We start from the raw sequence: 13110 nt of genomic DNA on the forward strand, positions 1-13110 counted from the left end.
GGGCCGGTCGCGACCGCGGGAGCGGCCGGGCTCCGCGACCCGCCGGCCGCCCGGCCCGGTCCACACCGACCACGCCGGGCACCGCGTCGGCGCCGGGTACCGCCCCCGCCCCCGCCGGCCGGCCGGCCCCCGGCGCCCCCCACCGGCCCGCCAGACCCCCGGCCCCCGACCGCAGAAGGCCCGTACCCACCAGCGGGTACGGGCCTTCGAGACGTTGGAACCCGGTCGGACGCGGCCCTCAAGAGGTTCCCCGCCGCGCCCGACCGGGGGTCGGGAGGAGGGCCCGTGGACGGGCCCCCGGGGTGCCGCCGGACCGCCCGGCCCACAGGCGGGCAGGGGTGGTCCGGCGGCCGGGGCGTCAGGCCTCCGGGAAGTGGCAGGCCGCCTGCCGGGTGCCCGGTCCGGCGATCCGCAGCAGCGGACGCTCCGTCCGGCAGAGCTCCTGGGCCTTCGGGCACCGCGGGTGGAAGCTGCACCCGGACGGCGGGTTGGCCGGGCTCGGCGGGTCGCCGAGCAGCACGATCCGCTCGCGCGCCCGCTCGGCGGCCGGGTCCGGCAGCGGCACCGCGGAGAGCAGCGCCCGGGTGTAGGGGTGCGCGGCGTTGCCGTAGACCTCCGCCTTGTCGCCGATCTCGACGATCCGGCCGAGGTACATCACGGCGACCCGGTCGCAGACCCGCTTGACCACCGAGAGGTCGTGCGCGATGAAGACGTACGCCAGGCCGAGCTCGTCCTGGAGCCGCTCCATCAGATTGACCACCTGGGCCTGGATGGAGACGTCCAGCGCGGAGACCGGCTCGTCGGCGATGACCAGCCGGGGCGAGGTGGCCAGCGAGCGGGCGATGCCGATCCGCTGGGCCTGGCCGCCGGAGAACTCGTGCGGGTAGCGGTCCAGGTGTTCGGGGATCAGCCCGACCAGCTCCATCAGCTCGGCGGCCCGCTTGCGCGCCCCGGCCGCGCCGGCGCCCTGGACCAGCAGCGGCTCGGAGATGATCCGGGCCACCGTCTGGCGGGGGTTGAGCGAGGAGTACGGGTCCTGGAACACCATCTGGAGGTGCCGCCGGTGCGGGCGCAGCGCGGCCTGCGACAGGCCGCCGATCTCGGTGCCGTCGAAGGTGACGGTGCCCGCGGTGGGGTCGAGCAGCCGGACGATCATCCGCCCGGTGGTCGACTTGCCGCAGCCCGACTCCCCGACCAGGCCGAGCGTCTCGCCCTGGGCGACGTCGAAGCTCACGCCGTCGACGGCCCGGATCGGGGCGCCGGCCCGGCCGGTGCGGCTGCGCCGGCCGGGGAAGGTCTTCACCAGGTCCCGGACGGACAGCAGCGGCTCGGCGGAGCGCGGCCGGTCGGCCGTCAGCGGTCGGTCGTTCATGAGCGGGCTCCCAGCGGCACCAGCGGCAGGTGGCAGGCGGCCTGGTGGCCGGGGGCGAGCGGGCCGAACGCGGGGCGCTCGGCCAGGCAGCGGGCGTGCTCCTCGGCGGTGGCGGCGCTGGTGCGGGCGCAGCGCGGGGCGAAGGTGCAGCCGGGGGCGGGGGCGATCAGCGACGGCGGGCTGCCGGGGATGGCCCGCAGCGGGGCGTCGTCGGTGTCGTCGAGGCGGGGCAGCGAGTCGAGCAGCCCGCGGGTGTACGGGTGCGCGGGGGCGCCGAACAGCCGGTCGACGGGGGCCTGTTCGGCGGCCCGGCCGCCGTACATCACCAGCACCTCGTGGGCGACCCGGGCGACCACGCCGAGGTCGTGGGTGATCATGACGACGCCGAGGCCGCGGTCCTGTTGGATGCGGGCGATCAGGTCGAGGATCTGGGCCTGGACGGTGACGTCCAGGGCGGTGGTGGGCTCGTCGGCGATCAGCAGGTCGGGTTCGCAGGCGAGCGCCATGGCGATCATCACGCGCTGGCGCATGCCGCCGGAGAACTGGTGCGGGTACTCGTCGACCCGGCGGGCCGGCTCGGGGATGCCGACCTCGCCCAGCATCTCCACGGCCCGGGCGCGGCCGGCCCTGCGGTCGGCCCTGAAGTGCACCCGGTAGTGCTCGGCGATCTGCTCGCCGACGGTGTAGAAGGGGTGCAGGCTGGACAGCGGGTCCTGGAAGATCATGGCGATCCGCCGCCCCCGGACGGTGCCCAGCTGCCGCTCCCCCAGGCCGTTCAGCTCCTGTCCGGCCAGCCGGATCGAGCCGGTGACGGCGGCGCCGCGGTGCAGGCCCATCACGGCCAGCGAGGTGACGGACTTGCCGCTGCCGGACTCCCCGACCAGGCCGAGGGTCTGCCCGGACGCGACGGTGAAGGAGATGCCGTCGACGGCCCGGACGGTGCCGCGCGGGGTGTCGAAGGAGACGGCGAGATCCTCGACCTCCAACAGTGCCATCAGTACCTCACTCTCGGGTCGACGTAGGCGTAGAGCAGGTCGACCAGCAGGTTCGCCGCGACGATGAAGAAGGCCGCGAGCAGGGTGACGCCGAGGATGACGGGCTGGTCGGAGCGGATCAGCCCGTCGTAGAAGAGCCGGCCGACCCCGGGCAGACCGAAGATCGACTCCGTGATGACGGCGCCCGCGAGCAGTCCGCCGAGGTCCATCCCGAAGATGGTGAGGATGGGCGTCATCCCGGAGCGCAGCCCGTGCTTGACCGTCACGGTGAGCGCGGGCAGGCCCTTGGCGCGGGCGGTGCGGATGTACGGCTCGGCCATCGTCTCGATCATCGAGTTGCGGCTCTGCCGGGCGTACATGGCCGCGTAGAGCAGGGCCAGCGCGATCCAGGGGAGCAGCAGGTTGGAGGCCCAGCCGAACGGGTCCTCGGTGAGCGCGTGGTAGGACGGGTAGGGCAGCAGGCCGGCGGTCCGCACGACGCCCCAGATCAGCATGATCGAGGTGAAGTAGACCGGCAGCGAGGCGGTTCCGACCGACAGCACCATCAGGGTGCGGTCGGTGAGGCCGCCCTTGCGCAGGGCCGAGGTGATGCCGGCGCCGAGGCCGAGGACCAGCCAGAGCGCCGCCGCGCCGAAGGCGAGCGAGACGGAGACCGGCAGGCGGTCGGTGAGCAGGTCCCAGACCGGCAGCCCGTACTCGTAGGAGTAGCCCAGGCAGGGGAAGCCGCAGTGCACGGCGCTGGGGCCGCTGCCGTAGTCGCGGCCGGCGAAGATGCCGCCCAGGTAGCTGCCGAACTGGTCCCAGACCGGCGCGTCCAGGCCCATCGCCGCCTTGACGGCGGCGAGCCGCTCGGGGCTGCAGGTCTTGCCGCAGGCGGCCGCGGCCGGGTCGTTGGGCAGCAGGTAGAAGATGGTGAAGGTGATGGCGCAGATGGCGAGCATGATGCCCGCGACACCGATCAGCCGGCGGCCGAGGTAGATGATCACGACCGGCCTCCCCGGGGGTCGAGGATGTCGCGCAGCGCGTCACCGAGCAGGGTGAAGGCGAGCACCGCGATGAAGAGGAAGACCGTCGGGATGAGGAAGTAGGTCGGATCGGTCTCGTAGTGGAGGATGCTCTCGGCGATCATCTGACCCCAGGACGCGGTGGGCGGGCGGACGCCGACGCCGAGGTAGCTGAGGGCGGCCTCGGTGGCGATCATGCCGGGGATCAGCAGCGTGGTGTAGGCGATGATCGGGCCGGAGACGTTCGGCAGGATCTCCCGGGTGAGGATGCGCCAGGAGCGCGCGCCGCCGACCTTGGCCGCCTCGACGTACTCGCGGTGCTTGAGCGAGAGGGTCTGGCCGCGGACCACCCGGGCGATGCCGGGCCAGCCGAACAGGCCGATCACCAGGGTCATCAGCAGGATCCGGTTGACGTCCTTGGCCACCGACATCATGGCGATCATGAAGATCAGCGAGGGGAAGGACATCGTGAGGTCCATCAGCCGGGAGAGCGCCGCGTCGACGCGGCCGCCGAAGTAGCCGGCCACGATCCCGGCCAGGGTGCCGGCGATCACGACCAGCGCGGTGGCGGTGAACGCGATCAGCAGGGAGACCTGGCCGCCGTGCAGCACGCGGGCGAACAGGTCGCGGCCCGAGCCGGGTTCGACGCCGAGCCAGTGCCGGGTGCCGATCCCGCCGAAGGCGCCGATCGGCGTGCCGCCCATGTAGGGGTCGATGGCGCGCTTGTCGAACTCCTCGGGGGTCCAGCCGCCGAGCGAGCTCAACGGGCCGGCCAGGGCCGCCGCCAGGACCAGCACGGCGACGGTGATCAGGCCGAACCGGGCCGAGCCCTGGGCCCACAGCCGCTCCCCGACGAGCCGCCAGGGCCCGCGCCCGGCGGCCTTCGCGGGGCCCGCCGCCGTGTCCTCCACGGCGGCGGGGTCAGTGGTAGTACTCATCGCTGACGTTCCCTCAGCCCTGGCTCTTCGCGGGGTCCTTGAGGCCGACCACAGCCATGTCGATCATGCCGGCGTAGCCGGAGTTGCCGAACGCGCCGGCCACGTTGGTGCCGACCAGCAGCGGGCGGCGCTGCCACATCAGCGGCACGGCAGGGGCCTTCTTCACCAGGTCCTCGTCCAGCTGCTTCCAGGCGGCGTTGGCCTCGGCCAGGTCGGTCATGGCCGCGATCTGGTCCATCCGGTCCATCGTGGCCTGGTCCCGGAACTGGCTGTAGTTGCCCTGGTTGCCCTTCTCCTTGATGGTGCGGCCGTCGAAGAGGAAGGGCAGGAAGGTCGCGGCGGACGGGTAGTCCGGGCACCAGCCGTTGATGGTCAGCTCGGGGGCGTTCTTGGTATCGCCGACGGTGTCGGAGAAGGCCGACGCGTCCACGGTGTTGACGGTGACCTGGACGCCGGCCTTGGCCAGCGACTGCTGGAGCGCCTCGCCGCGACTCTTGTCACCGATGGACACGAGGAGCGAGACCTTGAGGTCGGTCCTGCCCGCCGCCTTGAGCAGGTCCTTGGCCTTCTCCGGGTCACCGGCGGCCGGGATCTTCAGCGGATCGGCCTTGGCCCCGGCGGTCAGCGAGGGCGGCAGGAAGGAGGTCGCGACGTCCGCCATCGCCGGGCCGCCGAAGGCGGTGACCTGGGCCTCGCGGTCGACCGCGTACATCATCGCCTCGCGCACCTTCGGGTCGTCGAAGGGCGCCTTGGCGGTGTTCAGGTACAGCATGTCGGTGCAGCCGGTCTGCTCGGCCACCATGCGGGCCTTGACGTCCGCCTTGGGCAGCACCTTCGAGACGGACTCGTGCTGCATCCACGGCATCTCGATGGTGGAGGCGTCGGCGCCGTCACTCGCGATGACCCGGTCGTCGGCCTGACCGCCCTTGAGGCCCTGGGTGACCACGATCTTGTCCGGGTACGCCTTGCGGACCGTGTCGGAGGCCTGGTCCCAGTTGGTGTTGCGGACCAGCACGAGCTGCTTCCCGCGGTCGTAGGAGGCGATCTTGTACGGGCCGGAGGAGAACGGCCGCGAGTCGTACTGGGTGCCCTTCTCCTGCGACTGCGGCACGGGCGAGAAGGTCGGCAGGGTGGCGGTGTACGAGAACTCGGCGACCGGGCGCTTCAGGCGGAAGACGATGGTCTTGTCGTCCGGGGTCTCGATGCTGGGCAGGTGCTCGCCGTTCAGCGGGCCCTTGTAGTTCTCGCCGCCGGCCAGGTACTGGATGGCGTAGTCGGGGCCACCGGTGAGGTCCGGGGCGAAGGACCGCTCGACGTTGTACTTGACGTCGGCGGACTTGATCGGGCTGCCGTCCTCGTACTTGAGGCCGTCGCGCAGGGTGAAGGTCCAGGTCTTGCCCCCGTCGGAGGACTTGCCGAGGTCGGTGGCGAGGTCCGGGACGATCTCGCTGCCGGCGCTGCCCGGCTCGGACTTGAAGGTGACCAGGGTGCGGTAGATCAGCCGGGTGCCGAAGTCCATGTGCGGCAGCACCCAGTTGCGGGCCGGGTCGAGGTGCGCGAAGTCCTGGTTGGTCAGCACGGTGAGCGTGCCGCCCTTGACCGGGGAGCCGCCGACGATGGAGCCGGCCGCCGCGCCCGGGCCCTTGGTTCCGGCGGCCGTGGTGTCACCGGCGGTGTCGCTCTTGTCGTTCTTGCAGGCCCCGAGGCCGAGGGTGAGTGTCGCCGCGAGGGCCGCCGCGAGGGCGGCGTGGGTGCGCCTGTTCATGTGCAACTCCGCAGTGGGGGGCCGCCGTTGATGGCCCGTCGTCCGACCCCGGAGGTGATCCGGGGATCGACCGGGAGGGCGCCTCGACAGGTCTGGCCGCTCCGCGGTGTGACCCGTAACATAGTAATGTGAAATTGCACTGCACAAGAGATGACGCGTCCCGTTATCGAGCTGTGTCCGTGCCACCCCGCCGCCCCGTAGAGGAGACCCCCCGGTGACCCTCCGTCAGACCGGTCTCAACACCAGCAGCCACGACCTGCCGACCTCCCCCGCCCTGGAGGCCTACATGGCCACCGCCTGGGCCCCCACCCCGCTCACCGACGACCGGCGCGTCCCCGGGTACGCCGCCATGCCCGGCCGCCGCGCCCGGCTCTCCGCCGCCTTCCCCGGCGAACGCCTGATCGTCCCGGCCGGCGAGCTCAAGGTGCGCAGCAACGACGACGACTACCGGTTCCGCCCGCACAGCGCCTACGCCTGGCTCACCGGCCTCACCGGCGAGGACCAGCCCGGCCACGTCCTCGTCCTGGAGCCCGCCGGCCCCGAGGGCCACGAGCCCGTCCTCTACCTGCGCCCCCGCTCACCGCGCGGCGGCGACTCCGCCCGCGGCGGCGAGTTCTACCGCGACCGCCGCTACGGCGAGTTCTGGGTCGGCCGCCGCCCCGACCTCGCCGAGGCCACCCGCCTCACCGGCCTGCGCACCGAGCACCTCGACGACCTCGACAAGCTGCTCACCGGACCGCAGCCCGCCACCCGCGTGCTGGCCGGCGTCGACACCGCCCTGGACGCCGCCACCGACCGGCCCGGCTCACCCGCCCGGCGCGCGGACGACGCCGCCCTCGCCTCGGTGCTGTCCGAGCTGCGCCTGGTCAAGGACGCCTGGGAGGTCGAACAGCTCCAGCTCTCCGTCGACCACACCGTCCTCGGCTTCCAGGACGTCGTCCGCGCCCTCCCCGCCGCCCTGCGCCACCCGCGCGGCGAGCGCTGGATCGAGGGGATCTTCAACCTGCGCGCCCGCGCCGAGGGCAACGGCACCGGCTACGACACCATCGCCGCGTCGGGAGCCCACGCCTGCGTCCTGCACTGGATCCGCAACGACGGCGCGCTCGACCCGAACGCCCTGCTGCTGCTCGACGCCGGCGTCGAGACCGACACCCTGTACACCGCCGACATCACCCGCACCCTTCCGCTGAGCGGCACCTTCAGCCCCGCCCAGCGCCAGGCCTACGACCTGGTGCTGGCCGCCCAGGACGCCGGCATCGCCGCGCTGCGCCCCGGCGCGCGGTTCCGCGACTTCCACCTCGCCGCGATGCGGGTCTTCGCCGAGGGCCTCGCCGACTGGGGCGTACTGCGGATCCCCGCCGAGCAGGCCCTCGCCGAGGACAGCGGCCTCTACCGCCGCTACACCCTCTGCAGCAGCGGCCACATGCTCGGCCTGGACGTGCACGACTGCGCCAAGGCCCGCGCCGACACCTACCTCGACGGCGTCCTGGAGGAGGGCCACGTCCTCACCGTGGAGCCCGGCCTCTACCTCCAGCCCGACGACGAGACCCTCCCGCTGGAACTGCGCGGGCTCGGCATCCGCCTGGAGGACGACCTCGTCATCACCGCCGACGGCGCCCGGCTGATGTCCGACGCACTCCCCCGCACCGCCACCGCCGTCGAAGCCTGGATGGCCGAACTGCTCGCCTGACCACCACCGCGCCACGGGCAGGGGGCCGGCTCAGGCCACCTTGATCGTCCGGTCCCCCTGCCGCACGGTGACCTTCACCTCGCCGCCGATCGCCGCCGCGCAGGCCCGCAGGTTGTCCAGGCTGTCCACCTGCCCGTGCTCGATCTGCGACACCCGCGCCTGGCTCACCCCGAGCAACCCCGCCACCTCCTTCTGCGTCAGCCCCACCTTCAGCCGCAGCTCCGCCAGCTCGTGACCACGGATCCGCGCCCACGACTCCTGCCGCATCCGCGCCCGCTCCAGGACCTCTGCCCTCACCTCGGTCCAGCCACGACCCTTCATGCGCGCGCTCCCTCACCGGCCCATTCCCCCACACCGGCCCGGCCGTAGCGCGGCTCCGCCGTCCCGCCACCCTCGCGGGGGATGACACGGCCGGCTCTTCGCGCCCCGGGTGTGCGCCCGGTGGGGCGAGTGGCCGTCCGCCTCAGCTCCGGGCCGCCCGCCACAGCTCGCCGACGATCTCTGCGGCCGGGCCGCCGCGGGCCGCGCGGTGGCCGGTGCCGGCCCACAGGTGCATCGCCGCGGTGTCCGCCCGGGCGGCAGCCGCCGCCCGCAGCGGCTGGGTGAGGTGGTGCACCTCCGGGTAGGCGGCCGGGGCGTACGGCTCGTACCGGTCGATGAACGCGTTGCGCAGCCCGCGCGCCGGGCGGCCGGTGAACGCGCGCGTCACCACCGTCTCCGGGAGTTCGGTCAGCGCGGCCCGGTGCGCCGCGTTCGCCCCGGACTCGTCCGCGCGCAGCAGCGCCGTCCCCACCTGGACGGCCACCGCCCCGGCCCGCAGCGCGGCCGCGACCGCCGGGCCGTCGGCGAGCCCGCCCGCCGCGATCAGCGGCAGCGCCGTCACCGCGCCCACGGCGGGCAGCAGTCGGAGCAGCGGGACGTCCCCCGGCCGGTCCGCCACGCCGTGCGTGGCCCGGTGGCCGCCCGCCTCCGGACCCTGCACGCAGAGGGCGTCCATCCCGACCGCCTCGGCGCGCCGCGCCTCCTGCGGCGTGGTCACGGTGGCGACCTGGTGGATCCCGGCCGCCCGCAGCGCCCGCGCCTCCTCGGGCGAGGGCAGCCCGAAGGTGTACGACACCACGGGGACGGCCGGCGCCCCGGCCAGCAGTGCGGCGATCTTGGCGTCCCAGTCGTCGCGGTCCGGCGCGATCTCCTCCGGCAGGCGGACATCCAGGCGCCGCGCCTCCGGCAGCAGCCGCGCGCGGTAGGCGGCGACGGCCCGCGGATCGCCGGGCGCGGCGGGCACGAAGAGGTTCACGCCGAACGGCCGGTCGGTCAACTCGCGGACCCGGTCGATCTGTTCGACCGTCGCGGTGGCGCTCCGGTACCCGGCGGCGAGGAACCCCAGCCCCCCGGCCGCGTTCACCGCGGCGACCAGCTCCGGGGTGGTCGCCCCGCCCGCCATGGGCGCGGCGATGACGGGCACGGCGAGTTCGTCGAGGCGGACGGCCATTCCGGGTTCCTCCACTGCGCGTGACGGCTTCGGGCTCCGCCCAACCCTACGCCCGCGACCCTCAGGCCCCCCGGCGGATCAGCCCCCGCGCCCGTGCCTCGCGGACCGCCGCCGTCCGCGAGTCCACCCCCAACTTGGCGTAGACGTGCACCAGGTGGGACTTCACCGTGGCCTGGCTCAGATGCAGCCGCTGGCTGATCCCCTGGTTGGTCAGCCCGTCCGCGACCAGTCCCAGCACCTCCGTCTCCCGCGCGCTCAGCGCCGCCGACGGCGTCCGCATCCGCTCCAGCAGCCGGTCCGCCACCGCCGCCGCCAGCGCCGTCCGCCCCTGCGCGGCCGAGCGGACGGCCCGGGCCAGCTCCTCCGGCGGCGCGTCCTTCAGCAGGTACCCGGTGGCCCCGGCCTCCAGCGCGGGCAGGGTGTCCGCGTCGCTGTCGTAGGTGGTGACGATCAGCACCCGGGGCGCCGCCGCCCGGGCCGTGATCGCGGCGGTGGCCTGGGCGCCGTTCATCGCCGAGCCCGGCCCGAACTGCAGGTCCATCAGCACGACGTCCACCTCGACCTCCGCCGCCAGCTGCACGGCCCGTTCGGCGGTGGCGGCCTCGGCGACGACGGCGAAGTCCCGCTCGCTCTCCAGGACGGCCCGCAGCCCGGCCCGGACCACCGGGTGGTCGTCGGCGAGCAGCAGGCGGATCACGGCGTCGGTCACGGGGAGTCCTCGGTGGCGGGGGCGACGGGCAGCAGTACGGCGAGCGCCGTCCCCTCTCCCGGGGCGGACTCCACGGCGAAGGTACCGCCCAGCGCCCGCGCCCTGGCCCGCATGGACGGCAGGCCGAAGCCGCCGTCCCCGTCGGCGTCGGCGGCTGCCCGCGCCGGGTCGAAACCCGCCCCGTCGTCGAACACGTCCAGCGCGACCTCGCCCTCCATGTAGCTGAGCGTCACCTCGGCGTGCGAGGCCTTCGCGTGCCGCACCGTGTTGCCCAGGGCGGACTGCGCGATCCGCAGCAGCGCGACCTCGTGCGGCACCGGCAGCCGCACCGGGTCGCCCGAGACGTGCAGCCGGACGGGCAGGCCGGCGTGCGCGGTCGTGGTGGCACAGAGCCGTTCGAGGGCGCCGGCCAGCGAGCCGCTCTCCAGATCGGGCGGGGTCAGCGCGCGGACGAAGCGGCGGGCCTCGGCGAGGTTGTCCTGGGCCGCCCGACGGGCCTGTTCGACGTAGTCGGCGGCGGCCTCGGTCCGGTCGGGCAGGGCCCGCTGGGCGGCCCGCAGCAGCAGCTGGATGCTGGACAGGCTCTGGGCGAGGGTGTCGTGGATCTCCCGGGCCAGCCGTTCGCGCTCGGCCAGCACACCGGCGGTGTGGTGGGCGGCGTCGAGGCCGGCCCGGGCGGCGGTGAGCTCGTCGATCAGCCGGCGGCGCTCCTCGCTCTCCCGGTAGAGCGCCTGGTAGCCGAAGACGGTGACGACGGCGACGGCCGCACCGAGCGTGGGCCCGATCGCCGCGGCGAAGCCGACGGTGTGCTGGTGCCAGGACCACGCGACGACCGCGGTGACGGCGGTGACGGCGACGGCCACCAGCCCGCCCCGGCGGCCGAGCAGGTGCAGCTCCAGGAAGTACAGCGGGAAGGCGAGCCAGACGCCGTCCTGGGTGGTGGTCAGCACTCCCACCCAGGTCACACCGAGCACGGCCAGCCAGAAGACGGTGGACCACCGCGACCGCCGGACGGCCCCGACCAGCGGCCCGGCCGCGTACACCGCGGCCATCGCGGTACCGGCGGCGACGACGGCCGCCGGCTCGGCGCCGCGGCCGACCACGGCACGGGCCACGGCGAGTGCGAGCAGGCCCGCCACCAGCAGGTGCAGGCAGACCTGGAGCACGCGGGCGACGGGGGTGGTTCGAGGTCGTTCGGTCGCCATCCGTCCAGCCTAGGGTCCGTGCCGCCCGGACGGATCAATCAAAAGGTTGAACTCTGCCTCTCCCCTTCGATGCCGAGGTTCCAATCCCGCGCGCGATGCCCCACGGCCCCCTTCCGCGGGACGGTGGTGAGCGTCGCCGCCGCTGCGCAAGCCGCGGCGGACCCGAGGAAGAGGAGAGCCCGGACGTGTTCGTCGCCTGGAGGGACCTGCGGTTCGCGAAGGGGCGGTTCGCCCTGATGGGAACCGTCGTCGTGCTGATCACCGTACTGGTCGGCCTGCTGTCCGGCCTGACGGCCGGGCTCGGCCGGCAGAACGTCTCGGCGATCACCGGCCTGCCCGCCGACCATCTCGCCTTCGCCGTCCCCGCCGACGGGCAGCGGCTCTCCTTCACCGACTCCCAGGTCACCCCCGAGCAGTGGCAGGGCTGGGCGCGGGCCCCCGGGGTCGCGGCCGCGCAACCGCTCGGGATCACCACCACCAAGGCCGCCGCCGGGCAGCGCACCACCGCGCTCTCCGCCTTCGGCGTACCGGACGGCTCGCCGCTGGCCCCCCGGGGCGATGCGGTCGGCCCCGGCCGGGCCGTGCTGTCGCAGGCCGCCGCCGAGGAGCTCGGCGGTCTGCGTCCCGGCGCGGCCTTCACCCTGGCGGGACACCCGCTCCAGGTCGCGGCGGTGGCCGGCAACGCCTCCTTCAGCCACACCCCGGTCGTCTGGACCAGCCTCCCCGACTGGCAGGCGGTCGCCCCGGGCGGCGCCGGGCACGCCACGGTGATCGCCCTGACCACGGCCCCCGGCGCGGACCTCGGCACGGCGGACGCCCGGTACGGCACCGAGACCCGGAGCCGGGCGGACGCGCTCGCCGCGATCGGCTCCTACACCTCGGAGAACGGCTCGCTGCAACTGATGCGCGGCTTCCTGTTCGCCATCTCGGCGCTGGTGATCGGCGCCTTCTTCACCGTCTGGACGATCCAGCGCAGCGGCGACGTCGCGGTGCTGAAGGCACTCGGCGCCTCCACCCGCTACCTGCTCACGGACGCGCTCGGCCAGGCGGTCCTGCTGCTGGTGCTGGGCACGGCAGCCGGCACCGCGATCGCGGTCGGCGCCGGCACCCTGCTCGGCTCGGCGGTGCCGTTCGTCCTGGACGCCCCGACCGTCCTCGTCCCGGCCGTCGTGATGATCGCGCTCGGCGCGGTCGGCGCGGCCCTGTCCATCCGCCGGATCACCTCCGTCGACCCGCTGACCGCCCTGGGGAGTGCCCGATGAGCCTGCACCTCGACCGCGTGACCCTCACCTACCCGGACGGCGAGGGCCGGCTGACCGCGCTGGACGACGTCTCGCTGACCGTGCCGAAGGGCTCGATCACCGCGGTGGTCGGCCCGTCCGGCTCCGGCAAGTCCAGCCTGCTGGCGGTCGCCGCCACGCTGACCGCCCCGGACACCGGCCGGGTGGTGGTGGACGGCGTCGAGACCACCGGACTGAACCGCGCCGAGCTGACGGCGCTGCGTCGCGGCCGGATCGGCGTCGTCTTCCAGCAGGCCAACCTGCTGCCCTCGCTCACCGCCGCCGAACAGCTCCAGGTGATGGCCCACCTCGACGGCCGCTCCCCGCGCGGCGCCCTCCCCCGCGCGCTGGAGCTCCTGGCCGCCGTCGGACTGCGCGACCAGGCGGCGCGCCGACCGCACCAGCTCTCCGGCGGTCAGCGCCAGCGCGTCAACATCGCCCGCGCCCTGATGAACGACCCGACGGTGCTGCTGATCGACGAGCCCACCAGCGCGCTGGACCACGAGCGCGGCGCCGCCGTGATCGACCTGATCACCGAACTCACCCACCGCCGCGCCACCGCCACCGTGCTGGTCACCCACGACCGGGCCCACCTCACGGCCGTCGACCGCGTCGCCGAGGTCCACGACGGCCGGCTCACGGTGCCGGCGGCGGTGTGAG

Annotated in this window: 12 protein-coding genes; 3 read left to right on the forward strand and 9 right to left on the reverse strand. The window is 74.3% G+C overall.

The window, feature by feature from the left end; translation table 11 throughout:
- Window positions 1–358: 358 nt before the first annotated feature.
- Genes OG618_RS09600 through OG618_RS09620 form a run of 5 tightly spaced genes read right to left on the reverse strand, consistent with a single transcriptional unit; the run spans window position 359 to window position 6074 of the window.
- Window positions 359–1372, reverse strand: coding sequence for an ABC transporter ATP-binding protein (locus OG618_RS09600; RefSeq protein WP_329486897.1), 1014 nt, complete (start codon window positions 1370–1372; stop codon window positions 359–361).
- Window positions 1369–2367 (reverse strand): ABC transporter ATP-binding protein, encoded by a 999-nt coding sequence (locus OG618_RS09605; RefSeq protein ID WP_329486899.1) that lies wholly within the window; start codon window positions 2365–2367, stop codon window positions 1369–1371. The genes OG618_RS09600 and OG618_RS09605 overlap by 4 nt, the downstream gene beginning before the upstream one ends.
- Window positions 2367–3353: an ABC transporter permease gene (locus tag OG618_RS09610; protein WP_329486900.1), complete on the reverse strand. Its 987-nt coding sequence runs from the start codon at window positions 3351–3353 to the stop codon at window positions 2367–2369. The genes OG618_RS09605 and OG618_RS09610 overlap by 1 nt, the downstream gene beginning before the upstream one ends.
- Window positions 3350–4309 (reverse strand): ABC transporter permease, encoded by a 960-nt coding sequence (locus OG618_RS09615; RefSeq protein ID WP_329486901.1) that lies wholly within the window; start codon window positions 4307–4309, stop codon window positions 3350–3352. The genes OG618_RS09610 and OG618_RS09615 overlap by 4 nt, the downstream gene beginning before the upstream one ends.
- A gap of 13 nt (window positions 4310–4322) precedes the next feature.
- Window positions 4323–6074, reverse strand: a complete 1752-nt coding sequence (locus OG618_RS09620) for an ABC transporter substrate-binding protein (RefSeq protein WP_329486902.1) — start codon at window positions 6072–6074, stop codon at window positions 4323–4325.
- A gap of 214 nt (window positions 6075–6288) precedes the next feature.
- Here OG618_RS09620 and OG618_RS09625 point away from each other — a divergent pair, with 214 nt between their 5' ends.
- Window positions 6289–7764, forward strand: a complete 1476-nt coding sequence (locus tag OG618_RS09625) for an aminopeptidase P family protein (RefSeq protein ID WP_329486903.1) — start codon at window positions 6289–6291, stop codon at window positions 7762–7764.
- 30 nt (window positions 7765–7794) lie between these two features.
- Here OG618_RS09625 and OG618_RS09630 read toward each other — a convergent pair whose 3' ends face one another.
- The 4 genes from OG618_RS09630 to OG618_RS09645 all read right to left on the reverse strand — a co-directional run bounded on the left by OG618_RS09630 (window position 7795) and on the right by OG618_RS09645 (window position 11170).
- Window positions 7795–8085 carry a helix-turn-helix domain-containing protein gene (locus OG618_RS09630; protein WP_329486904.1) on the reverse strand — a complete coding sequence of 97 codons (291 nt, stop codon included), beginning with the start codon at window positions 8083–8085 and terminating at the stop codon, window positions 7795–7797.
- Between the two features lie 142 nt (window positions 8086–8227).
- On the reverse strand, window positions 8228–9256 hold the full coding sequence (locus OG618_RS09635; protein ID WP_329486905.1) for a nitronate monooxygenase: 1029 nt from the start codon (window positions 9254–9256) through the stop codon (window positions 8228–8230).
- A 61-nt stretch (window positions 9257–9317) separates the two neighbouring features.
- Complete coding sequence (locus OG618_RS09640; RefSeq protein WP_329486906.1) at window positions 9318–9965, reverse strand: response regulator transcription factor; 648 nt, start codon at window positions 9963–9965, stop codon at window positions 9318–9320.
- Entirely contained in the window at window positions 9962–11170 is a 1209-nt protein-coding gene (locus tag OG618_RS09645; RefSeq protein WP_329486908.1) for a sensor histidine kinase, read from the reverse strand. Before OG618_RS09645 ends, OG618_RS09640 begins: the two co-directional genes overlap by 4 nt.
- 185 nt (window positions 11171–11355) lie before the next feature.
- Between OG618_RS09645 and OG618_RS09650 the strand changes: the two genes are divergently transcribed.
- On the forward strand, window positions 11356–12432 hold the full coding sequence (locus OG618_RS09650) for an ABC transporter permease (protein WP_329486910.1): 1077 nt from the start codon (window positions 11356–11358) through the stop codon (window positions 12430–12432).
- Window positions 12429–13109 carry an ABC transporter ATP-binding protein gene (locus tag OG618_RS09655; protein ID WP_329486911.1) on the forward strand — a complete coding sequence of 227 codons (681 nt, stop codon included), beginning with the start codon at window positions 12429–12431 and terminating at the stop codon, window positions 13107–13109. The genes OG618_RS09650 and OG618_RS09655 overlap by 4 nt, the downstream gene beginning before the upstream one ends.
- Window position 13110: the final 1 nt, after the last annotated feature.

Source organism: Kitasatospora sp. NBC_01246 (assembly GCF_036226505.1).
Lineage (GTDB): Bacteria > Actinomycetota > Actinomycetes > Streptomycetales > Streptomycetaceae > Kitasatospora.